Raw genomic sequence first — 23,300 nt, forward strand, 5'->3', positions numbered from 1 at the left:
ACCCGGAGCGGCCCCACCGCGCAGTCCCACTGGCGCACTCAGATTGGGCCGCCCGGCGTTCCGGGCGGCACACTCTTCATACGTACATATCGCAGCACCAACGAAACAGGTAGAGGTCATGGCCGGGAACAGCCAGCGCAGGAACCGCCGCACGTCCAACAAGAAGGGCGCGACGGTCGGCAGCGGTGGCCAGCGGCGCAAGGCCCTCGAAGGCAAGGGCCCCACGCCCAAGGCCGAGGACCGCAAGAAGCACAAAGCCAACCGCATCAGCAACGCCATGGCCCGCCAGGCCGCCAAGCGCCGCCCGGCCCCGCGCCGCGGCGGCCCCAAGGGCACCAGCGAGATGGTCGTCGGCCGCAACCCGGTCTTCGAGGCGCTGCGCGACGGCGTACCGGCCGTCACCCTCTACGTCCAGCAGTTCATCGACAACGACGAGCGCGTGCGCGAGGCCCTCCAGCTCGCGGCCGCGCGCGGCAACATCAACCTGATGGAAGCCCCGCGCCCCGAGCTCGACCGGCTGACCAACGGCCTCAACCACCAGGGCCTGGTCCTCCAGGTCCCGCCGTACGAGTACGCGCACCCGGAGGAGCTCACCGCCGCCGCGTACGACAACGGCGAGGACCCGCTCATCGTCGCCCTCGACGGCGTCACCGACCCCCGCAACCTCGGCGCGATCGTCCGCTCCGTCTCCGCCTTCGGCGGCCACGGCGTGGTCATCCCCGAGCGCCGCGCCGCCAGCATGACCGCCGGCGCCTGGAAGTCCTCGGCCGGCACCGCCGCCCGCACCCCGGTCTCCCGGGTCACCAACCTGACCCGCGCCATCCAGGACTACAAGAAGGCCGGCATCACCATCGTCGGCCTCGCCGCCGAGGGCACGCACGAGGTCCACGAACTCGAAGCGCTGGGCGGCCCCGTCGTCATCGTCATCGGTTCCGAGGGCAAGGGCCTGGGCCGCCTCGTCGGCGAGAACTGCGACTACCTCGTGCGCATCCCGATGCCGGGCGGCGCCGAATCGCTCAACGCCGGCGTCGCCGCGGGCGTCGTCCTCTACGAGGCCGCCCGCCGCCGCGCCACCCGCGGCCGCGCCTGACCGACCGGATCCGCGGGATCGACCGGATCCGTGGGATCGACCGGATCCGTGGGATCGACCGGATTGACCGGATCCGCGGGATCTGCTTGATCCACTTGGCTCACACGGCGTGACCCGTGAGCGTGCCACCCCGTCCCCCGTGGGCGGGGTGGCTTGATTTGACGGGTCTCGGACACATCCCTGATGTCAAGGCAGTGTCCTAAACACCCGTCACTCGGTTAGATGAGTGTGGACACCAGAACGCCAGGGTTCGACGACCAGCCCGCGCTGAGCATGGTCAAGGTGCCGTGCGACCCCGCACAGGTCATCGTCAACCACGCCAGCTTCCGCGTGCGGCTCGCACCGAGCCCCAGCGCGCGTCCCAGGCCCGCGGGCGCCTCCGGGCTCGCCCCCGCGCTCGGCGGGGCCCTCGCCGCCGCCGGAGCCGGCGCGGCCCGCCGCCGCCCCGTCGTGTGGAGCGGCAAGTCCGCCCCCGGCGACGCCGCGGCCAGCGCCGCCATGGGCGGCCTGCTCCAGGCCGTACGCGAGCACGGGCGCGGGCACGACGAGTACGACGGCGGAGCCACCCAGGTCATCCCGCGCATCGACCTCGCCCACGACCTCGCCGACGACACCCTCGCCACCCCGACCGTCATCGGCCAGCGCAGCTACGGCGACCTCGACGAGACCCGCCGGCAGCCCGCCCTGCGCGACCACCCGTACGAGGCCCACGGCGCCCCGTACGGCGAGGGCCCCGGGCCCGGCACGGACTCCCGCCGGGCCCCCGGCGACACCCGCGGCCAGGCCTCGTACTACCCCGGCCGCCGGATGAACCTCGGCGTCGTGCTGCTCCCGCTCCGCGTCTTCCTCGGCTTCATCTCCATCTACGCCGGCATGGGCAAACTGTGCGACCCCGTCTACTTCGACGGTGGCGAGCGCGGCTCCATGGTCACCTGGCTGCACACCCTCCAGCCCTGGGCGCTCGCCGAGCCGCTGCGCGACTTCGCGCTCGCCCACCCCGTCGGCGCGGGCCTGAGCGTGGCCTTCCTCCAGGTCATCGTGGGCGTGCTGACGGTGTTCGGCCTGTGGCAGCGGTTCGCCGCCTGCTTCGGGGCGCTCCTGTCCGCCGCCCTGCTCATGACCGTGAGCTGGAAGACCGTTCCCGCCTACGACGCGCCCGACATCATCTACCTCGCCGCCTGGAGCCCCCTGATCATCGCGGGCGCCCCCGTCTACTCCCTGGACGGGCGCCTCGCCAGCGAGGCCTGGCGCACGCTCGGCCCGCGCTCCGAGGTCTGGCGCCTGCGCCGCCGCGTACTGCGGCGCGGAGCCGTCATGGCCACCGTCGTCTGCGGGCTCACCCTGCTCATCGGCTCGCTCCTCGGCGGCGCCGTCCGCTCCACCACGGTCGTCACCGTCCCCGGACCGGGAGAGGCCCCGAGCAACTACCTGCCCGGGCGGCCGCTGCCCAGCACCCCGCAACAGCAGCAGCCCGTACGGCCCACCCCGTCCAAGCCCGCCGCACAGCCCTCCGCCGGAGCCTCCTCGCCGGCCGCCAAGTCGGGCCGCGGCGCGACCGGTTCGGCCTCCCCCGGCACCGGCGGGTCCGGATCGTCCCCGACCGCGACCCGGGGCACCACCGGCAGCCAGACCCCGCGCAGCACCCCGCGCCAGTCCACGCCGCAGAAGCCCCCGGCCAGCTCCTCCGGGACCCCCGGCGGGACCGGGGACGCGCCGTCGAAGAAGCCCGGACTGGTGGGCGGACTCCTCGGCTGAGGACTTCGGCCCGAGGCCGGAGGCCGGACCGTACGACCACACGACGAGAGGGGCCCGGCACGCGAGAGCGTGCCGGGCCCCTCTCGTCTTCGTGGTGGGGGCGGAGGGCTGGGAGCGGAAGGCTGAGCGCGGCCGTGGGGCCGGGACAGGGCCGAGGAGGCCCTACGCGCCGCCCTGCGCGGCCAACTCCCGTGCCGCCTCGGTCAGGTCCTTCGCCGTGTCGATCGCCCGCCAGTAGGCCCCCTGGGGCAGCGGGAAGCCCGCCAGGCGCCGCTCGCGGGCCAACCGCGGGAACGTCGTACGCTCGTGGTCGCCCAAGTCGGGGAGCAACGCGGCGAATTCGGGCCCGAAGACGTACACGCCGGCGTTCACCGGATACGGGGACTGCGGCGCCTCGATGAAGTCCAGTACGTGCCCGTACTCGTTGATCTCCACCACGCCCCACGGAATCCGGGGCCGGGCCAGCGCCAGGGTGGCCGTCGCCCCGCGCTCGGCGTGGAAGGCCGCCATCTCGCGCAGCGAGAAGCGCGTCCACACATCGCCGTTGGTCGCGAACCAGGCCTCCTCGGGCCGCGGTAGCCGGCGCGCCGCGTACTTCAGACCGCCGCCGCGGCCCAGCGGCTCGTCCTCGACCACCGTGGTCACGCGCAGCGGCAACTCGGCCCCGGCCAGCCACTCCTGGAGCACCTCGGCGAGGTGCCCGCACGAGACGACGGCGTCCGTCACCCCCTCGGAGGCCAGCCACGCCAGCTGGTGCCCGATGATCGGCACGCCCGTACCGGGGATCTCGACCATCGGCTTCGGGCGGTCGTCCGTGTACGGCCGCAGCCGCGAACCCTGGCCGCCCGCCAGGACGACTGCCTGGGTCGGGGAGGCCGGGAACGCGGCTGCGTGGGGTCGGGGCGCACACTCGGCGCGGGTCATGTCCGTGTCCGTGTCCGGTACTTGGGGTGGATGCGGGGCGAGGGTGAGGGCTAGTGCTGTGGCTGGGAAGGTTTGCCGGGTCGCGGTGTTCGGTGCGGTGCCTCGCAAGGCGGAGGGCCGCGGCTCGTACTGGACGTACCGCCGTGGTCCGACAACGCGGCGAGGTGCCGTGCCGGGCGCCGCGACCCGGTGGACCTTCCCGGTCACAGCACTAGCCGCCGGGCCGGGGGACGGGCACTCTGGGGGCACGCCCCGAGCGGGAGGCGGTGACGGGCATGTGGTTCGAATCCGGGCGGGTCTGCCTGGACCTGGTGGCCACCTTCGATCCCCGCAGGTACGCCGAGGGGGGCGAGGGGATCCGGGACGGCGACGAGCTGCGGCAGTGGCTGGAGGGGGCCGGACTGGTGCCCGGCCGGACGCCGCTGCCCCCGGTGGGAGCCGACTGGGCGCAGGCCTTCCGCATGCTCCGCGCCGATGTCGAGAGCCTCGTACGCGCCGAGCTCGGCGGGTCCGCGCCGCCGGCGCCCGCGCTGGCCCGGGTCAACGCGGCGGCCGCCGGTCCACCCCCGGGCCTGTGTGCCGTACAGGACCAAGAAGGGCACCTCGTCCGGGAGTTGTGCGGCGGAGTCGAATGCGCCGGACTGCTCGCCGCCGTGGCCCGCGACGCCGTCGAACTGCTCACCGATCCCTCGGAGCGCGCCCTGCTGCGGGCCTGCGCGGGCGACGGGTGCGCCCGCCTCTACCTCGATTCCTCGCGCGGCCACCGGCGCCGCTGGTGCTCCAGTGAGCTGTGCGGGAACCGCGAGCGCGTGGCCCGCCACCGCCGCCGCGTCCTGGAATCCCGCCCCGGCTAGCGCGGCGACCGGGCACCCGGCCGACGTGATGTTCGTCTTGATCGGCGACCCGTCCCGGAACGGGCGTGCGCGCGCGGGCGCGTTCGCGTACGGTTGACGGTCGCCCATGCACGTCAGAAAGGGGCCTTGGTGGCCGCGCAGAATGCCGCTGTCGACAGCACGGCGGATTCCGTCCGCGATCGGGAGATCGCGGTCGAGCAGACGCATCTCGATCACGTGTACCGACGCCTTGAGGAGAAGATCCACGAGGCGGAGTTCCTGATGAACGACGCCGCCAAGCGTGGCCAGGTCGGCACGCCCGGCGCGCTCGCCGAACGGGATGCACAGGTCTTCCGGGCCGGAATCCACCTCAACCGTCTCAACAACGAATTCGAGGACTTCCTCTTCGGCCGGGTCGACCTGGTCCAAGGCAAGGACGGGGAGCGCGGTCCGGACGGCGCCTTCACCTCCGTCGCCCCCGCCGAGGACGCGATCCGCGCCGATCTCACGGCCGACATCGCCGAGACGCTCCACATCGGCCGCATCGGAGTCCTCGACTCCGACTACGCGCCGCTCGTCATCGACTGGCGCGCCCCCGCGGCCGCGCCGTTCTACCGCTCCACGCCCAAGGAGCCGGGCCGCGTCGTACGCCGGCGCGTCATCCGCTCCAAGGGCCGCAAGGTGCTCGGCGTCGAGGACGACCTGATGCGCCCCGAGGTGACCGCCTTCCTCGACGGGCGCGAGCTGCCCGTCATCGGGGACGGCGCACTGATGGCCGCCCTCGGCCGGGCCCGCACGCACTCGATGCGCGACATCGTGTCCTCCATCCAGGCCGAGCAGGACCTCGTCATCCGGGCCCCCGCGGCCTCGGTCGCCGAGGTCGCGGGCGGACCGGGCACCGGCAAGACCGCCGTCGCCCTGCACCGCGCCGCCTACCTGCTCTACCAGGACCGGCGCCGCTACTCCGGCGGCATCCTCATCGTCTCCCCGACCCCGCTCCTCGTCGCGTACACCGAGGGCGTCCTGCCCTCCCTCGGCGAGGAGGGCCAGGTCGCCATCCGCGCGCTCGGCTCGCTCGTCGACGGGGCCGAGGCCACCACGTACGACGACCCGTCCACGGCCAGGATCAAGGGCTCGTCCCGGATGCTGAAGGTGCTGCGCAAGGCCGTGCGGGGCGCCCTCGAACTCGGCGGCCCCGGCGGGGCGCAGGCCCCCGACCGGCTGCGCGTGGTGGCCTTCGGGCGCCGCCAGGAGCTGGAGGCCGGCGACCTCGACCGGATCCGGCAGAACGTCCTGTCCGGCACCGCCCCGGTCAACCTGCTGCGCCCGCGCGCCCGCAAGCTCCTGCTGGACGCGCTGTACTCCAAGTCCGGCGGGGCCGGCCGGCACAGCGACCCGGAGCTCGCCGCCGAGCTGCGCTCCGCCTTCGACGAGGACATCTCGACGGAGGACGCGTTCATCGAGTTCCTGAACGCCTGGTGGCCGGAGCTGACCCCGCGCGCGGTGCTCGCCGCGATGGCCGACGAGCGCAAGCTCGGCCGCTGGTCGCGCCGCGACCTGAACCCGCGCGAGACCCGGCAGATGGCGCGCTCCCTGCGCCGGGTGGGCCCGGACGGCAAGGGTCCGCTGTCGGTGCACGACGTGGCGCTGCTGGACGAGCTCCACCAGCTGGTCGGCGCGCCCGCGCGGCCCAAGCGCAAGCGGCAGATGGACCCGCTCGACCAGCTGAGCGGGCTGGAGGAGCTGATGCCGACCCGCGAGGAGACCCAGTGGGAGCGGGCCGAGCGGCTCGCGGCGGAGCGCACCGAGTACGCGCACGTCATCGTCGACGAGGCGCAGGACCTGACGCCGATGCAGTGGCGGATGGTCGGCCGCCGGGGCCGGATGGGCACCTGGACGGTGGTCGGCGACCCGGCGCAGTCCTCGTGGACCGATCCGCAGGAGGCGGCGGCCGCGCGGGACGAGGCGCTGGGATCGCGGCCGCGCCGGCGGTTCACCCTGACGGTGAACTACCGCAACCCGGCCGAGGTCGCCGAGGTCGCCTCCCGGGTGCTGAAGCTGGCGGCCCCGGGCACGGAGCCGCCGACGGCGGTGCGCTCGACGGGCCTGGAGCCGCGCTTCACGGCGGTGGCGGACGATCTCGCGGACACGGTCCGCGAGGAGACCCGCAGGCTGCTGGAGCAGGTGGACGGCACGGTGGGCGTGGTCGTGGCCATGGACCGGCGCGTGGAGGCCGCGGGCTGGCTCGCGGACCTGGGGGAGCGTGCGGTCGCGCTCGGCAGCCTGGAGGCGAAGGGGCTGGAGTACGACGCCACGGTGGTCGTCTCCCCGGCGGAGATCGCGGACGAGTCCCCGGCGGGCCTGCGCGTGCTGTACGTGGCCCTGACCCGTGCGACGCAGCAACTGACGGTGATCTCCACCGCGCGCGACACCCCGGACGCGGCGGGCGTCGCCGCCCTGCTGCAGCCGTAGCCGGAGGCCGGGGCGGAGCCCTGGGCCGGGGGGCGGTTCACCACCGTCTCCCGGCCCGCCCAGGGCTTCGTACGGCTTGGTGCGGCGGGGTACGGCCGGATGGTCGGCGGCCAAGGGCGTGGTCGGCCGAAACCGGCCGCCGGTAGGGGGATCACTTCGGGCGAACCTTTGTTAGCCTGGGTTACGGCACCGACTCGATCCAAGCCCCCGGGCCCAACCTTCGTCGCTTAGAGCGACCACTTGCCGCGAGGCGAGCATGGCGGGTCGGTGTCATAGACGTAGGAATCATCAGGTCCGCGCTCCCCACTCCGGTGGGGGGCGCGGACCTTTTTGTATGGACCACCCATTCCGCGGGCCCCACTTATCTCGTATGGTGGAAGAGTTCTTCCGAAATTTGTAGCTGGTTACCTCGTACCGGCTGGTAGGTGGGACGATCGGACAACAGGTCCTGCCACACCTGCCGTGTTCTAGGCAAGAGGCGCGGGGCCCTGCGTGTGTACAGAAAAACCAGGGACAGAAGAGGAACACGGCCATGGCAACGGCGCCCAGCGTCTCGTACTCGATGACGGTCCGCCTGGAAGTGCCCGCGAGCGGAACCGCGGTCTCCCAGCTCACCACCGCCGTGGAGTCCTCCGGTGGCTCGGTCACCGGCCTCGACGTGACCGCATCCGGCCACGAGAAGCTCCGTATCGACGTCACCATCGCCGCGACGTCCACGGCGCACGCCGACGAGATCGTCGAGAAGCTCCGCGGGATCGAGGGCGTCAGCCTCGGCAAGGTCTCCGACCGAACCTTCCTGATGCACCTCGGCGGCAAGATCGAGATGGCGTCCAAGCACCCCATCCGCAACCGCGACGACCTCTCGATGATCTACACCCCGGGCGTGGCCCGCGTGTGCATGGCGATCGCCGAGAACCCCGAGGACGCCCGCCGCCTGACCATCAAGCGCAACTCCGTCGCAGTCGTGACGGACGGCAGCGCCGTGCTGGGCCTCGGCAACATCGGCCCGATGGCCGCGCTGCCCGTCATGGAGGGCAAGGCGGCCCTCTTCAAGCGCTTCGCGGGCATCGACGCATGGCCGATCTGCCTGGACACCCAGGATCCCGACGAGATCGTCGCCGTCGTCAAGGCGATCGCGCCGGGCTTCGCGGGCATCAACCTCGAGGACATCTCCGCGCCCCGCTGCTTCGAGATCGAGGCCCGGCTGCGCGAGGCCCTCGACATCCCCGTCTTCCACGACGACCAGCACGGCACCGCCATCGTGGTCCTCGCCGCCCTCACCAACGCGCTGCGCGTGGTGGGCAAGGCAGTTGGCGACGTCAAGGTCGTCATGTCGGGCGCCGGCGCGGCCGGCACGGCGATCCTCAAGCTGCTCCTCGCGGCGGGCGTCAAGAACGCGGTCAGTGCCGACATCCACGGCGTCGTGCACGCGGACCGCCCCGACCTCGTCGACGCGGCGGCGGACTCCCCGCTGCGCTGGATCGCCGACAACACCAACCCCGAGGGCTACACGGGCACCCTGAAGGAGGCCGTGGTCGGCGCCGACGTGTTCATCGGCGTCTCGGCCCCGAACGTGCTCAGCGGCGACGACGTGGCCGCCATGGCCGAAGGCGCGATCGTGTTCGCGCTCGCGAACCCGGACCCCGAGGTGGACCCGGCCGTGGCCCGCCAGACCGCCGCCGTCGTGGCCACCGGCCGCTCCGACTTCCCGAACCAGATCAACAACGTCCTGGTCTTCCCGGGCGTGTTCCGCGGCCTGCTGGACGCCCAGTCGCGCACGGTGGACACCGGCATGATGCTGGCAGCGGCGGCCGCCCTGGCCGACGTGGTCGGCGAGGACGAGCTGAACGCGAACTACATCATCCCGTCGGTCTTCAACGACAAGGTCGCGGGCGCGGTCGCGGGCGCCGTCCGCAAGGCCGCCACGCCGGCCGTGGCGGGCCCCACCTCCGTCTGATCCCCCGGCGCGTCGCGGGATGCGGGCCCCCCGGGGCGCCTCTAGGGTTGCGGGGATGCCCGCGTGGCCCGCGGTCCGCGTCTCCGGACACCCTCCGGACGCCTTCTGGTGCGGACGGAGCGTCACCGCGGCGTGACTGTGGCGCTTTTCGTGTGACCCCGGCGGGTGCCGGATTGGCTTTCCCGCCGCTGGTGGGGGCAGGATGCGTAACCGGGCGAGAGGGTCTGACGTCAGACCCGGGTCCGGGGACTGTCCTAGGGCCCTGGCAGCATCGGCTTCGATCTCACGCCTCTAAGGCACGTTGAACACGGGAGTACAACATGAACCGCAGTGAGCTGGTGGCCGCTCTGTCCGAGCGCGCCGAGGTGACCCGCAAGGACGCCGACGCCGTTCTGGCCGCGCTCGCCGAGACCGTCGGCGAGATTGTCGCCAAGGGCGACGAGAAGGTCACCATCCCCGGCTTCCTGACCTTCGAGCGCACCCACCGTGCCGCTCGCACCGCGCGCAACCCGCAGACCGGCGACCCCATCCAGATCCCGGCCGGCTACAGCGTGAAGGTCTCCGCGGGCTCCAAGCTCAAGGAAGCCGCCAAGGGCAAGTAGTCCGCCCTTGTGCCGAGGGCCGCACAGGCCCTTGGGACGGCAGTAGTAGTACGTAGTACGCGAGAGGCGGCCACCCGGCACCGGGTGGCCGCCTCTCGGCGCTTGCGGGGCCCGGGTGGCCCCCGGGAGCCAGAACGCCCCCAGAGGCCCTGTACGGGGCCCTGGGGGCGTTCTGGGTCGGTCTGTGCCGATCCGCCGTCGGCCCGGGGCCGACGGCGGATCGGCGGGGGTCAGACGAGGTCGCCGCCCGGGAGCTCGACCTTGGCGCCGAGCTCGACGAGCTTCTCCATGAAGTTCTCGTAGCCGCGGTTGATCAGGTCGATGCCGTGGACCCGCGAGGTGCCCTCGGCGGCGAGCGCCGCGATCAGGTACGAGAACCCGCCGCGCAGGTCGGGGATGACCAGGTCGGCGCCCTGGAGCTTGGTGGGCCCCGAGACGACCGCCGAGTGCAGGAAGTTGCGCTGGCCGAAGCGGCACGCGCTGCCGCCCAGGCACTCCCGGTAGAGCTGGATGTGTGCGCCCATCTGGTTGAGCGCCGAGGTGAAGCCGAGGCGGGACTCGTAGACCGTCTCGTGGACGATCGAGAGGCCGGTCGCCTGGGTCAGCGCGACGACCAGCGGCTGCTGCCAGTCGGTCTGGAAGCCGGGGTGGACGTCCGTCTCCAGAGCGATGGCGTTGAGCGGGCCGCCCGGGTGCCAGAAGCGGATGCCGTCGTCGTCGATCTCGAAGGCACCGCCGACCCGGCGGAAGGTGTTGAGGAAGGTCATCATCGAACGCTGCTGCGCGCCGCGCACGTAGATGTTTCCGCCGGTCGCCAGGGCGGCGGACGCCCAGGAGGCGGCCTCCAGGCGGTCCGGGAGCGCCTTGTGGTTGTAGCCGCTCAGACTGTCCACACCGGTGATCCGGATGGTCCGGTCGGTGTTGACGGAGATGATGGCGCCCATCTTCTGCAGGACGCAGATGAGGTCTTCGATCTCCGGTTCGACGGCGGCGTTGCTGAGCTCGGTGACGCCCTCGGCCAGGACGGCCGTCAGCAGCACCTGCTCGGTCGAGCCGACCGAGGGGTAGGGCAGGCGGATCTTGCAGCCGCGCAGCCGCTGCGGGGCCTCCAGGTACTGGCCGCCTTCGCGCTTCTCGATGGTCGCGCCGAACTGGCGCAGCACGTCGAAGTGGAAGTCGATCGGCCGGCCGCCGATGTCGCAGCCGCCCAGGCCCGGGATGAAGGCGTGGCCGAGGCGGTGCAGCAGGGGGCCGCAGAACAGGATCGGGATGCGCGAGGAGCCCGCGTGCGCGTCGATGTCGGCGACGTTGGCGCTCTCGACGTGGGTGGGGTCGAGGACCAGCTCGCCCGGCTCGTCGCCCGGGCGGACGGTCACCCCGTGCAGCTGCAGCAGCCCGCGCACGACCCGGACGTCACGGATGTCGGGAACGTTGCGCAGCCGGCTGGGCCCGCTGCCGAGCAGGGCCGCGACCATGGCCTTCGGTACGAGGTTCTTCGCGCCTCGGACGCGGATCTCGCCCTCGAGCGGGGTTCCGCCGTGGACAAGCAGTACATCGTCACTGATGCCGGTCATGAATCTCGCGTTCCGGAGAGGGGTGGGCGGGGGGCCAAGTCAAAAGGGTAAGGGGCACGACCCCCTTGTTTGTATGGCTGACGGGGCCGTAGGACTGTCATGAATTCGCCACAACGCCCTGGGTGCCCGCCAGGTGGCGGAGCGTCTCCTTCCGCCCGGGTCCGCGGCCGGCCGGGCGAACGCCCCCCGCGCTGCCGCCGCGCGCCTGAGCTGCGCGGGATCCGATCCCCGCGTCCGCTCCCCCTCACGGGCCAATGTGCGAGACCATGACGGCATGACCGAGGTGTCCTCCCTCACAGGGCGGCTGCTCGTGGCCACCCCCGCCCTCGCGGACCCGAATTTCGACCGCGCGGTCGTGCTGCTGCTCGACCACGACGAGCAGGGCTCGCTCGGCGTCGTCCTCAACCGGCCCACCCCGGTGGGCGTCGGTGACGTCCTGCTGCCCTGGGCCCCGCTGGCCGGCGCCCCCGGGGTGGTCTTCCAGGGCGGCCCGGTGGCGCTGGACTCCGCGCTCGGGCTGGCCGTCATCCCCGGGGAGGAGGGGCCGCTCGGGTGGCGCCGGGTGCACGGGGCGATCGGCCTGGTGGACCTGGAGGCCCCGCCGGAGCTCCTCGCGGCGGCCCTCGGCGGCCTGCGCATCTTCGCCGGCTACTCGGGCTGGGGCCCGGGCCAGCTGGAGGAGGAACTGGGCGGCGGCGCCTGGTACGTGGTGGATTCCGAGCCCGGTGACGTGTCCTTCCCGGATCCGGAGCGGCTGTGGCGCGCGGTGCTGCGGCGCCAGCGCAGCGAGCTGGCGATGGTGGCCACCTATCCGGACGACCCGTCGCTGAACTGACCCCGGCGGGGTTCAGTACGCTTGCTCCATGAGCACTCTTGAGCCCGATCGCGGGACTGGTACGGGGACCCTCGTAGAGCCGACGCCGCAGGTGTCCCACGGTGACGGCGACCACGAGCGCTTCGCCCACTACGTCCAGAAGGACAAGATCATGGAGAGCGCGCTCGGGGGCACCCCCGTCGTCGCGCTCTGCGGCAAGGTCTGGGTTCCGGGGCGGGACCCGAAGAAGTACCCGGTCTGCCCCATGTGCAAGGAGATCTACGAGTCCATGGGCCCCGGCGGGGACAAGGACAAGGGCGGCAAGGACAAGTAGTCCGGCCCCCCTGAGCGGGACCAAGGCCCTCGGCGCGCACGGTTGCGTCCGGGGGCCTTTTCCGTGCCCCGGGGGCGGGTTAGGGTCGCCGCGTAAGCGCCATGTGAAACGTGCGTTGCACATGTTGCAACGGTGGAGGAGCCGATCCCATGCCCGAGTTGATCCCGCAGCCGCGGTACGCGCGATTCCCGGCCGACGCCGGCACGTACGAGCTCACGGACCCGCTGCTCCACGCCGGACCCGGTGTCAGAGGCGCGGCCCGGTGGCTGCGCCGCGAGCTCGGCGCGGCCACCGGCTGGGCGCTCCCGGCCCCAGCCCAGGGGGACGCGTACGGCGGACGCCCGGTGATCCGCCTCGCGCTGCGCCCGGAGATCGCGCGGCACACCGGCCCCGAGTCGTACGAGCTCCACGTCGCGCCCGGCCTCGTACTCCTCGAAGGGACCGACGAGGCGGGCCTCTTCTACGCAGCCCAGACGCTGCGTCAGCTGCTCGGGCCCGACGCGTACCGACGGGCGCCTCTGCCGGGGGCGGTGTGGCGGCTGCCCATCGGGGGCATCGCCGACGGCCCCCGCTTCGGCTGGCGCGGCATGATGCTCGATGTCGCCCGGCACTTCCTGCCCAAGGACGGGGTGCTGCGCTACATCGACCTGCTCGCCGCCCACAAGCTCAACGTCCTGCACCTGCACCTGACGGACGACCAGGGCTGGCGGATCGAGATCAAGCGCCACCCGCGCCTCACCGAGGTGGGCGCGTGGCGGGCGCGCAGCCGCTGGGGCCACCGGGCCTCGCCGCTGTGGAACGAGACCCCGCACGGCGGCTTCTACACGCAGGACGACATCCGCGAGATCGTCGCGTACGCCGCCGAGCGGCACGTGCGGGTGGTGCCGGAGATCGACGTGCCGGGGCACTCGCAGGCCGCGATCGCCGCCTACCCGGAGCTGGGCAACACCGACGTGGTGGACACCGCCGCGCTGGAGGTGTGGGACGACTGGGGGATCAACGAGAACGTGCTCGCGCCCACCGAGGCCGTCCTGCGGTTCTACGAGGGGGTCTTCGAGGAGCTGCTGGAGCTGTTCCCGGCCGAGGTCTCGCCCTTCGTGCACGTGGGCGGGGACGAGTGCCCCAAGGCGCAGTGGAAGGCCTCGGCCGTCGCGCAGGGGCGGATCGCGGAACTGGGGGTCGACGGCGAGGACGGCCTGCAGTCCTGGTTCATCCGGCACTTCGACGGCTGGCTCGCGGCGCGCGGCCGCCGGCTGATCGGCTGGGACGAGATCCTGGAGGGCGGACTCGCCCCCGGCGCGGCCGTCTCCTCCTGGCGCGGGTACGCGGGCGGGATCGCCGCCGCCGAGGCCGGCCACGACGTGGTCATGTGCCCGGAGCAGCAGGTGTACCTGGACCACCGTCAGGCGGACGGCGGGGACGAGCCGATGCCCATCGGGTTCGTCCGCACACTGGAGGATGTGTACCGGTTCGAGCCGGTTCCGCCGAAGTTGTCGGAAGAGGCCGCTTCCCGCGTGCTGGGCGCCCAGGCCAACGTGTGGACCGAGGTGATGGAGAACCAGAGCCGGATCGACTACCAGGTGTTCCCGCGCCTCGCGGCCTTCGCCGAAGCGGTGTGGTCGCGGCTGCCGGAACCGGAGCGGCGGGACTACGCGGACTTCGAGGCGCGGATGGCGGCGCACTACCCGCGCCTGGACGCGCTCGGGGTCGACTACCGCGCTCCCGGCGGGCCGTTGCCGTGGCAGCGCAGGCCCGGAGTGCTCGGCCGCCCGATCGAGGGAGCACCCCCGAACGTGTGACGGACCCCCGTGCGGATGACGCGCGGGCCGCCGGACTCCGGCCGTCCGCGCCTGTGCCCGGCAGGTCCGGAGCGTGCCGCGCACACCCCCCGGTCAGCCTCCGGGCCCGGCGTGAGACCCTCGCCTCCGGTGCTCCGGAAGATGTGCCAGAGTTGCCACGTCCCGGCGGTGAGCACGTACCGTACGGCGGACAGGCGTGAGCGCCAGGACCGGGACATCGGGAAGGGGCAGCTGGGTTGACCACGCACGCACCGCAGGCACGGGATACGTCCCAGGGGCCCCGGGACGACCCGCAGGCGGGGAACGCGGCGCAGTCCGTGACGCTGCCGACCTCGCTCGACGAGGCCGTGGCGGCGCTCGCCGCCATGCCCGCCGCCGTCCCCGTGGCCGGCGGCACCGACCTCATGGCCGCCGTCAACGCCGGACTGCTGCGCCCCGCCGCCCTGGTGGGCCTCGGCCGGATCAACGAGATCCGCGGCTGGCAGTACCAGGACGGCCACGCGCTCCTCGGCGCCGGCCTCACGCACGCCAGGATGGGCCGGCCGGACTTCGCCGCCCTGATCCCGGCCCTGGCGGCCGCCGCGCGCGCCGCCGGGCCCCCGCAGATCCGCAACGCCGGGACGCTGGGCGGCAACATCGCCACCGCCGCCCCGACCGGTGACGCGCTGCCCGTGCTGGCCGCGCTGGAGGCCGTGCTCATCATCGTCGGGCCGGGCGGATCGCGCCGCGAGATCCCGGTCTCGCACCTGCTGGCCGGCCGGGAGATGCTGCGCCCCGGGGAGCTGATCGGCTTCGTACGGGTGCCGCTGCTGCACGCGCCGCAGGTGTTCCTGAAGGCGACGGGCCGCACCGGACCGGGTCGTGCGGTGGCGTCCGTGGGACTCGTACTGGACCCGGCGCGTCGCGGAGTGCGCTGCGCGATCGGCGCGGTCGCCCCGATGCCGCTGCGCCCGCTCGAAGCCGAGCAGTGGGTGGCTTCGCTGATCGACTGGGACGGGGACCGCAGCCTGGCCCCCGAGGCGCTGGAAGCCTTCGGCGAGTACGTCGCGGCCGCCTGCGTACCCGACCAGGGGGAGCCGGTGGCTCCCGGAGTACTGCATTTGCGGCGGACGGTGGCCGTGTTGGCACGGAGGGCCCTGGGGAGGGCGCTGAGCTCATGAGTGAGAACGAGAACACGGGCCCCGCGTGGGGCTGGGAGCCGGTGCCGCACGGCGGCGAGTACGACTCCGACGCGACGGCCTTCGTGAAGCTGCCGCAGGACATGCTCGACGCGCTCGGCACCGGGGAGCCGCTGGCCGCTCCCGGGCACGGCTACGTGCCGCCGCCGATGATCGTGCCGCTGGGCACGGCGAGCACCGACCCGTCGGCCACCGGCACCTGGACGATGCCCGTGCAGTGGCCCGAGGCGGGCGCCCCGGCCCCGGCCGACGCGGGCGCGGGTGCCGCGGCCGTCGCCGGTCACGCGGCCGCCCAGGCCGTCGCCGCGCGGGCCCCGATCCCGGCCTCGGTGCCGCTCCCGGCCTCGGTGGCCGCGGCGTTCGCCGAGCCCGCCCCGGAGCCGGCCGCGGAGGCCGCCCGGACGAACGCCGGCGGCGCGCACGAATCGAGCGAGACCGCCGAGTGGCACTTCCCCGAAGCCGCCGCGAGCGATGTGTGGACACCGGGCGGGACGGGCGACACGGGCAGCTTCGGGCAGCTCGCGGCGTCGGCCGACTGGAGCCAGGCCCCCGCGACCCTGCCGGGCGGGGCCGCGGCGCCGTGGGCGAGCCACCCCGACTTCGAGGGCGCGCGCGGATACGCGGCGCAGCAGCCGGGCCAGGACGCCCTGAGTTCGGGGGCGCTGCCGGGTGCTCCCGCCGCGGCGTCCGGATCCGGCGCCGGCGGCTTCGCGGGCGGCCCGGGACGCGGACCGCGCGTGCTGGGCGGCCCGGGGGTCGGTACGCCGCTCCCGGCGGAGTCCGCGGGCCCCGAGGGGGAGCCGGCCTACCCGGCCCCGCACGACATCGAAGCCGCCCACGGCCCGGCGCGGATCCCGGTGACGGGGGAGCGGCCGCATCCGGGGACCGAGGCGGAGGCCGCCGAGGCGCCGGAGGCCGGGGCCGCCGGAGCCGTGCCCGAGGGTGCGCACGCGGAGGCGGCCGGGGACGCGCACACCTACGGCGGAGCCGGGGCCGCGCTCGCACCGGGTTCGGACACCGCCGACAGCGCTGTCGCGACCGCCTCGGCGGAGCAGGCCGCAGGGGCGGGGTCCGAGGGGGCGACGTACGGCGAAGAGGACACGGATGCGGCGGACGCCGCGGCCGACGCCCACCACGAGCACCCGCCGGCCTCCTACGTCCTGCGCGTCAACGGCGCCGACCGCCCGGTCACCGGCGCCTGGATCGGCGAGTCCCTCCTCTACGTGCTGCGCGAGCGCCTCGGCCTCGCCGGCGCCAAGGACGGCTGCTCGCAGGGCGAGTGCGGGGCGTGCGCCGTGCAGGTCGACGGCCGGCTCGTCGCCTCCTGCCTCGTCCCGGCGGCGACGGCGGCGGGCAGCGAGGTCCGCACCGTGGAAGGTCTCGCGACCGACGGGGAACTGTCGGACGTGCAGCAGGCGTTGTGCAGGTCGGGTGCGGTGCAGTGCGGGTTCTGCGTGCCCGGCATGGCGATGACCATCCACGACCTGCTCGAAGGCAACCACGCCCCGAGCGAGCTGGAGACCCGCCAGGCCCTGTGCGGCAACCTCTGCCGCTGCTCGGGCTATTCGGGCGTCATCGACGCCGTGCGCGAGGTGGCTGCCGAGCGCGAGGCGGCGTCGGAAGCGGCCGCGGCGGCCTCGGCCGAGGCGCGGATCCCGCACCAGGCCCCGCCCGGCGAGGGCGGCGTCCACGGAATGCCGGGCATGCCCGGGAACCAGGGCACGCAGGGCCACTACGGCAACCAGGGCAACCAGGGCAACCAAGGCCTGCACGGGCACGGCAACCAGCAGGGAGGCACGGCGTGAGCGCCCACGACGCGGCCACGGCATCGGCGCTCTCCGGGTCCACCGGGTCCACCGGGGTCTCCGCGGCGCCCCCCGAGGGCACGGACCCCGCCGCGCGGGAAGTCCCGCGCGGCATCGGCGCGTCCGTCCCGGCCACCGACACCCGCGCCAAGACCGAGGGCACCTTCCCCTACGCCGCCGACCTGTGGGCCGAGGGCCTCCTGTGGGCAGCCGTGCTGCGCTCCCCGCACGCCCACGCCCGCATCCTGTCCATCGACACCACGGCCGCCACCGAGATGCCCGGCGTGCGCGCCGTCGTCACCCACGCCGACGTCCCCGGCGCCACCACGCACGGCCGCCGCATCGCCGACCGGCCCGTCTTCGCGCACGACGTGGTCCGCCACCACGGCGAGCCTATCGCCGCCGTCGCCGCCGACCACCCGGACACCGCACGCCTCGCGGCCGCCGCGATCGCCGTCGAGTACGAGCTCCTCGACCCGGTCACCGACCCCGAACAGGCCTTCGGCGCCCCCGCCCTGCACCCCGACGGCAACCTGATCCGGCACATCCCGCTGCGCTACGGCGACCCGGAGGCCACCGGCGAAGTCGTCGTCGAGGGCCTCTACCGCATCGGCCGCCAGGACCCCGCGCCCATCGGCGCCGAGGCCGGGCTGGCCGTGCCGCGCCCCGACGGCGGCGTGGAGATCTACACCGCCTCCACCGACCCGCACACCGACCGCGACCTCGCCGCCGCCTGCTTCGGACTCGAACCGGACCGCGTGCGCGTCGTCGTCACCGGCGTCCCGGGCGCGACGGCCGACCGCGAGGACGCCGCCTTCCAGCTCCCGCTGGGCCTCCTCGCCCTGCGCACCGGCTGCCCGGTGAAGCTGGCCGCCACCCGCGAGGAGTCCTTCCTCGGCCACCCCCACCGCCACCCGACGCTGCTGCGCTACCGCCACCACGCGGACGCGGACGGCCGCCTGGTCAAGGTCGAGGCCCAGATCCTGATGGACGGCGGCGCCTACGCCGACGCCTCCTCGGAGTCCCTCGCGGCGGCCGTGGCCTTCGCGTGCGGCCCGTACGTCGTCCCGCACGCCTTCGTCGAGGGCTGGGCGGTCCGTACGAACAACCCGCCGTCGGGCCACGTGCGCGGCGAAGGCGCCATGCAGGTCTGCGCGGCGTACGAGGGCCAGATGGACAAGCTCGCCGCCGCCCTCGGCATAGACGGCGCGGAACTGCGCCTGCGCAACGTCCTGGCCACCGGCGACCTGCTGCCCACCGGGCAGACGGTCACCTGCCCCGCCCCCGTCGCCGAACTGCTGCGCGCGGTCCGCGACTACGAGCTCCCGCCGCTCCCGAAGGACACCCCGGAGGAGGACTGGCTGCTCCCCGGCGGCCTGGAGGGCGCGGGCGAGCCGGGCGCGGTGCGGCGCGGAGTCGGGTACGGGGTCGGCATGGTCCACATGCTCGGCGCGGAGGGCACCGACGAGGTGTCCACGGCCACGGTCAAGGTGGTCGGCGGCACCGCGACGGTCATCTGCGCGGCCGTCGACACCGGCCAGGGCTTCTCCACGCTCGCCCGCCAGATCGTCCAGGAGACCCTGGGCGTGGACGAGGTCGTCGTGGCCCCGGTCGACACCGACCAGCCGCCGGCGGGTCCCTCGGCGCACGGCCGCCACACGTGGGTCTCGGGCGGCGCGGTGGAGCGGGCGGCGAAGATGGTCCGCACCCAGCTCCTCCAGCCGATGGCCCACAAGCTCGGCATGTCCACGGAGCTCCTGCAGATCGCGGACGGCCGGATCACCTCGTACGACGGCGCCTTCTCCACGACGGTCGCCGAGGCGATGGAGGGCAAGGAACTCTGGGCGACGGCCCAGTGCCGCCCCCACCCGACCGAGCCGCTGGACGCGGACGGGCAGGGCGACGCCTTCGTCGGCCTCGCCTTCTGCGCGATCCGCGCGGTGGTGGACGTGGACATCGAGCTGGGCTCGGTCCGCGTCGTCGAACTCGCGGTCGCCCAGGACGTGGGCCGCGTCCTCAACCCCCGCCAGCTGGCGGCCCGCATCGAGGCGGGCGTCATCCAGGGCGTCGGGGCGTCCCTGACGGAGAACCTGCGCACGGCCTCCGGCCTGATCCGCCACCCCGACCTGACGGGCTACGCCCTGCCCACGTCGCTGGACGCCCCGACGGTCCGCATCGTCAAGCTGGTCGAGGAGCGCGACGTGGTGGCCCCCTTCGGGGCCAAGCCGGCGAGCGCCGTCCCGGTGGTCACCTCCCCGGCGGCGGTGGCCTCGGCGGTCCGCGCGGCCACGGGCCGCCCGGTCAACCGGCTCCCGATCCGCCCCTCGGCGGCAGTGGCATCGCCCAACGCCTGACCCAAGGCCCGGACCCGCGGCCGGCCCCGCCGGCCGCGGCCGGGCGCCTTGGCGTCCGGGCACCCGCTTCGCCTGATTGTCTTGGCACGCCAGAAGCCCACTCGATGAAGAAGCAGAGCAACGGGGCCTGTGAGAAGCGTCGCCTGGGCCCCGCTCGGTGGTGTTGAGAGACCTGATGAGGTTCTCGCCTCGCCCAACCATTAGTTCTAAAGCCGCAGTTCAGAGCCACTGTATTGACGCAATCAATGAATCTGACCACCATGAGGCCTCGGCTGCTCGCCTCTGGGGCGCGCGCCCTGCGAAAGGAATTACCGTGAGCCCGGCACTCCTTGTGAGTGACCGGGCTTTCTCGTGCTCTGCGACGCACTCTTGACGATGCTCATTCGTGCGGGCGACGCTCGTGCAACCAGACGCAACTGACTCGTCAGGAGTGCAAGGCCATGGCTCTACTGTTCTTCGGCAAGGACCCCAACAGCAACGGCGACAACTGCCCCAGCGTGTGGGTGGACGACACGTCGGCCGATCTCGTCATCCAGGGTGTGAAGGCTGACGAGGCCACGCAAACGGAATGCCTCACCGTGGGCGGCATCCCGGACCATGAGGGCGTCGTGCGTATCCCGGTAAGCATGGTGGACCAGATCAGGAAGGCGTGTGATGAAGCCGAGCAGCGTGCCGCCGTTCGGTGAGCTGATTGCGGGGTGCCAGAGGTCGGCCGTCCACCTGGAGCTGCGCGACTCGTACGGCATCGCCTCGGAGGACGAGGACTTCGCCATGTGGCGGGAGCTTGGCGGGATCAGCCCCGAGTCGGTCGAGAGCCGCCGCCCGTGGCTCGACCTGGTGAAGGAAGCCGTCGGCCGTGGCGTCGTCATGCGCCGTGCCCGCATCGTCTCCGTGCCGGTCAGCGCGTACATCCGGTACGAGCACGCGGGTACGTACCTGAACGTCGGGGCCGGGGAGTTGATCCGCTGGCTCCCTCGCCCCGAGGCCGCCACGCTCGCTCTTCCGGGTGCCGACTTCTGGCTGTTCGATGACCGCCTCATCCGCTTCGGCCACTTCTCCGGCGACGGGTCGTTCGTGGGCCACGAGCTGAACGACGACCCCGAGGTCGTCAAGATGTGCGCCGACGCGTTCGAGTCGGTCTGGGACCGTTCCACACCCCACGAGGAGTTCACGGTCTGACCCGCGTCAGCCCTCCGCCAGCCCATGCCCAGCTACCAGTCATCCAGCGTCGAGAACGCACGCAAGGCCGTCGCGGCACGTCTGCGGGAGGTCCGCCTCGACGCTGGGCTGAAAGGGCATGAGCTGGCGGCACGCTGCGGCTGGCACAAGTCCAAGGTGTCGCGGATCGAGAACGCGATCACGCCCCCGGCCGACGCGGACATCCGCGACTGGTGCGCTGGGTGTGGTGCCGACGACCAGGCTCCGGACATCATCGCCACCTCGCGCACGGCTGACTCGATGTACCTGGAGTGGAAGCGTCTCCAGCGAACAGGCCTGCGGCGTCTCCAGGAGTCCCGCGTCCCGCTGTACGAGCGGACCAAGCTTCATCGCGGCTACGCCTCGCACGTCATGCCCGGCCTGTTCCAGACGCCGGCATACGCATCTGCCCTGCTGGGCGTGATCGGGAGGTTCCACCGAGCACCGAGAGACATCCCCGAAGCCGTGGCTGCCCGGATGGCGCGAGCCCACGTCCTCCAGGGGGCTGGGCACCGCTTCATCTTCTTGATCGAGGAAGCCGTCCTGCGGTACCAGATCGGCGACGCGGAGTGCATGGCCGGTCAGCTCGGACACCTGCTGTCGGTCATGTCGCTGCCCGCTGTCTCGGTCGGCGTGATCCCCTTCGCGGCCAGTGAGCGAAGCATGTGGACCCTGGAGACCTTCGACATCTTCGACGACGAGCGGGTGCATGTGGAACTTCTCACCGCTCAGGTGACCCTCACCGCGCCCAGCGAAGTGGGCATGTACATGAGGGCCTTCGGGGATCTTCGAGACCTGGCCGTGTACGGCTCGGATGCTCGTGCGTGCGTGGCTACCGCCCTCGCGGCGCTGGGCTAAGAAGTCGCGTGCAACTGCGTAGAACTCTCTTGGGCCTGGGCATGATCAATTCCTAGCGTTGTCGTCAGTAGACGACGCGAGGAGTCGGACATGACCCAGTCGAGGAAAGAACCCAGGACCTACCAAGCGATGATGGAGGAGCTGCCGCTCCGTCTGGAGCCGGACCCCGATCCGGTGGAGGGTTGCGCTGGCTGCGTCGAGCTGGTGGCGGCGCGAGACCGGGCCTACACGGGCGGCGACTGGACCACCGTGACCGACTGCAACATCTTCATTCGCCGTCACCCGATCGGCCACTGATGGCGACCCCCGCGCAACCCAAGCGGGGACAGAAGCGCCCAGCAGCGAAGCCGAAGCCTGTGGGTCATCCCACGAGCTGCTGCGGTTACTGCGCCGGGTGGCGTGCCGTCTGGTGCCCAGACTGCGCGGGGTTCACTGGCTGCGTGACCTGCCGCCGCACGTTCAAGGTCCCGTGTCCCGACTGCTCGGGTGGTCACCTGGAGAAATGGATTCCGTGACGGGCGGGTGTGGAAGAGATGGGGTCTTCCGCACCCACCGTTAGTGTGCGTGCTCGGCCGCTGGTCAGTACCTGTCGCCCAGGGCCTGGACCGCGTTCACGGCACGGTTGCTCGGCCCACGTATCTGGTGACGAGAGCCCGCACAACTGAACTACGTCCAGGGCAGCCGCTTTTGCGGCTGCCCACGGGCCAGTTAACCACCGAGGCGTTCGAGCATCGCCCGGACCAGCGGACTGGCGCCACGGGCCGGTGAGTACGAAAATCACCAGCCATGTCCGACACTTTCTGGACCGCGCTCTCCGCGACTGCCACAGCGGCCGCCTTCTTCGCGGTCACCTGGCGGTCGATTCTCACTCGCCGTGCTCTTGGGACGGCACAACAGGCTCTTGCCACTGCCGATCAGGCCCTCATTGCCTCTCAAGCTGTAGCGCTGGACGCGGCCCGTACGCGGCTGGACGGGCAGGCGCCGACTGTCAGTGTCCGAATCCACGAAGTGCCGTGGCCACCGCTCGCCTGGACGCCCCACGGCATGCCGGTGAACCCGTGGCCTAACGGGTACGAGTGGCACTTCCCCGCCATGCAGGAAGAGCGAATCGTCCTCCAGGCATGCATCGAGGTGCAGAACCACGCTCAATCTCATGTCACTCTCGACTGCCAGGGTGACTTGTACGTCGCGGTTGAGCAGAGGCCGACCGCGGCGGGCTCCAGCCTGTTGTTCCCTGAGCAGCGGGTTCGTCGTCTCTTCTTGCAGAAGGACTTCACCATCAAGGAGCTTTCGGAGAACTACGAAGCGCAACAGGCGGGGCGCCCACTACCCCACCGAGTAGAGGGAAGCATCACTGTCCATGATGGCCGCGACAACGGTGTGACTGACGCGTGGGACCTTGAGTTGACCGGGTGCCCCGTCCGGCCAGTGGAAGAACGCCAAGGACTGTGGGTCGTGGCTGCCAGCAGTCTTCCGGGTGACTCTGGGGCGGACCTGTTGGAGTACGAAGTCCAGCCACCCCGAAGGCGTATCTACTGGGTCTCCAGGCAGCGTGGGGAGCAGCTACCGGAGCCGACCTTCACTATCAATGTGCCGGGTGAGTTGCCAGCCATCCAGTCGTAGCTCCTGCCGCCGCTTGCCTTCGGCCGGCCTGCCCCACCCGGCGGTGGGGGCGTGCTCTTGGCGCAACTGAGACGGAAACTGAGACGAACGGCCAAATGGGCGGCACCCCGTGTGGGGTGCCGCCCATCCGT

General features: G+C 72.6%; 19 protein-coding genes. 17 read left to right on the forward strand and 2 right to left on the reverse strand.

The annotated features are described in order from the left end of the window. The first annotated feature begins 118 nt into the window (after positions 1-118). Together rlmB and DRB89_RS11105 are read left to right on the forward strand one after the other, a co-directional pair. Positions 119-1,090, forward strand: a complete 972-nt coding sequence (gene rlmB, locus DRB89_RS11100) for a 23S rRNA (guanosine(2251)-2'-O)-methyltransferase RlmB (protein ID WP_112451963.1) — start codon at positions 119-121, stop codon at positions 1,088-1,090. A 222-nt stretch (positions 1,091-1,312) separates the two neighbouring features. Then, positions 1,313-2,845 (forward strand): DoxX family protein, encoded by a 1,533-nt coding sequence (locus DRB89_RS11105; RefSeq protein WP_112451962.1) that lies wholly within the window; start codon positions 1,313-1,315, stop codon positions 2,843-2,845. A 162-nt stretch (positions 2,846-3,007) separates the two neighbouring features. Here DRB89_RS11105 and DRB89_RS11110 read toward each other — a convergent pair whose 3' ends face one another. Beyond that, a complete protein-coding gene (locus DRB89_RS11110; RefSeq protein ID WP_112451961.1) occupies positions 3,008-3,769 on the reverse strand; it encodes a nucleotidyltransferase family protein in 762 nt (253 codons plus the stop codon). A 275-nt stretch (positions 3,770-4,044) separates the two neighbouring features. Here DRB89_RS11110 and DRB89_RS11115 point away from each other — a divergent pair, with 275 nt between their 5' ends. The 4 genes from DRB89_RS11115 (at position 4,045) to DRB89_RS11130 (ending at position 9,633) form a co-directional block, all read left to right on the forward strand. After that, positions 4,045-4,623 carry a CGNR zinc finger domain-containing protein gene (locus tag DRB89_RS11115; protein ID WP_112448114.1) on the forward strand — a complete coding sequence of 193 codons (579 nt, stop codon included), beginning with the start codon at positions 4,045-4,047 and terminating at the stop codon, positions 4,621-4,623. A gap of 129 nt (positions 4,624-4,752) precedes the next feature. After that, a complete protein-coding gene (locus DRB89_RS11120; RefSeq protein ID WP_112453318.1) occupies positions 4,753-7,074 on the forward strand; it encodes a UvrD-helicase domain-containing protein in 2,322 nt (773 codons plus the stop codon). Positions 7,075-7,606: 532 nt separating this feature from the next. Further along, on the forward strand, positions 7,607-9,031 hold the full coding sequence (locus tag DRB89_RS11125) for an NAD-dependent malic enzyme (protein ID WP_112448115.1): 1,425 nt from the start codon (positions 7,607-7,609) through the stop codon (positions 9,029-9,031). Between the two features lie 320 nt (positions 9,032-9,351). After that, on the forward strand, positions 9,352-9,633 hold the full coding sequence (locus DRB89_RS11130; protein ID WP_007264399.1) for an HU family DNA-binding protein: 282 nt from the start codon (positions 9,352-9,354) through the stop codon (positions 9,631-9,633). A 230-nt stretch (positions 9,634-9,863) separates the two neighbouring features. Here DRB89_RS11130 and murA read toward each other — a convergent pair whose 3' ends face one another. After that, entirely contained in the window at positions 9,864-11,207 is a 1,344-nt protein-coding gene (gene murA / locus DRB89_RS11135; protein WP_112448116.1) for a UDP-N-acetylglucosamine 1-carboxyvinyltransferase, read from the reverse strand. A gap of 274 nt (positions 11,208-11,481) precedes the next feature. Here murA and DRB89_RS11140 point away from each other — a divergent pair, with 274 nt between their 5' ends. The 11 genes from DRB89_RS11140 to DRB89_RS11190 all read left to right on the forward strand — a co-directional run bounded on the left by DRB89_RS11140 (position 11,482) and on the right by DRB89_RS11190 (position 23,169). Beyond that, positions 11,482-12,042, forward strand: coding sequence for a YqgE/AlgH family protein (locus DRB89_RS11140; RefSeq protein WP_112448117.1), 561 nt, complete (start codon positions 11,482-11,484; stop codon positions 12,040-12,042). A 28-nt stretch (positions 12,043-12,070) separates the two neighbouring features. After that, positions 12,071-12,355 (forward strand): DUF3039 domain-containing protein, encoded by a 285-nt coding sequence (locus tag DRB89_RS11145; RefSeq protein WP_112448118.1) that lies wholly within the window; start codon positions 12,071-12,073, stop codon positions 12,353-12,355. Between the two features lie 149 nt (positions 12,356-12,504). After that, complete coding sequence (locus tag DRB89_RS11150; RefSeq protein ID WP_112448119.1) at positions 12,505-14,154, forward strand: beta-N-acetylhexosaminidase; 1,650 nt, start codon at positions 12,505-12,507, stop codon at positions 14,152-14,154. 365 nt (positions 14,155-14,519) lie between these two features. After that, positions 14,520-15,314: an FAD binding domain-containing protein gene (locus tag DRB89_RS11155; protein ID WP_239516767.1), complete on the forward strand. Its 795-nt coding sequence runs from the start codon at positions 14,520-14,522 to the stop codon at positions 15,312-15,314. Next, entirely contained in the window at positions 15,311-17,137 is a 1,827-nt protein-coding gene (locus tag DRB89_RS11160) for a (2Fe-2S)-binding protein (protein WP_112448121.1), read from the forward strand. The genes DRB89_RS11155 and DRB89_RS11160 overlap by 4 nt, the downstream gene beginning before the upstream one ends. After that, positions 17,134-19,491: a xanthine dehydrogenase family protein molybdopterin-binding subunit gene (locus tag DRB89_RS11165; protein ID WP_112448122.1), complete on the forward strand. Its 2,358-nt coding sequence runs from the start codon at positions 17,134-17,136 to the stop codon at positions 19,489-19,491. The genes DRB89_RS11160 and DRB89_RS11165 overlap by 4 nt, the downstream gene beginning before the upstream one ends. Positions 19,492-19,931: 440 nt before the next feature. Then, a complete protein-coding gene (locus DRB89_RS11170) occupies positions 19,932-20,177 on the forward strand; it encodes a hypothetical protein (protein ID WP_112448123.1) in 246 nt (81 codons plus the stop codon). Beyond that, positions 20,146-20,670: a DUF6879 family protein gene (locus tag DRB89_RS11175; protein ID WP_112448124.1), complete on the forward strand. Its 525-nt coding sequence runs from the start codon at positions 20,146-20,148 to the stop codon at positions 20,668-20,670. Before DRB89_RS11170 ends, DRB89_RS11175 begins: the two co-directional genes overlap by 32 nt. A 24-nt stretch (positions 20,671-20,694) precedes the next feature. After that, the gene (locus tag DRB89_RS11180) at positions 20,695-21,546 is read left to right on the forward strand and encodes a helix-turn-helix transcriptional regulator (protein ID WP_112448125.1); all 852 of its coding nucleotides are present in this window, start codon (positions 20,695-20,697) and stop codon (positions 21,544-21,546) included. A gap of 90 nt (positions 21,547-21,636) precedes the next feature. After that, complete coding sequence (locus DRB89_RS11185; RefSeq protein ID WP_112448126.1) at positions 21,637-21,843, forward strand: hypothetical protein; 207 nt, start codon at positions 21,637-21,639, stop codon at positions 21,841-21,843. Positions 21,844-22,332: 489 nt separating this feature from the next. Next, the gene (locus DRB89_RS11190) at positions 22,333-23,169 is read left to right on the forward strand and encodes a hypothetical protein (RefSeq protein ID WP_112448127.1); all 837 of its coding nucleotides are present in this window, start codon (positions 22,333-22,335) and stop codon (positions 23,167-23,169) included. The last annotated feature ends 131 nt before the right edge of the window (positions 23,170-23,300 follow it).

Origin of the sequence: Streptomyces sp. ICC4 (assembly GCF_003287915.1) — a bacterium.
Lineage (GTDB): Bacteria > Actinomycetota > Actinomycetes > Streptomycetales > Streptomycetaceae > Streptomyces > Streptomyces tritrimontium.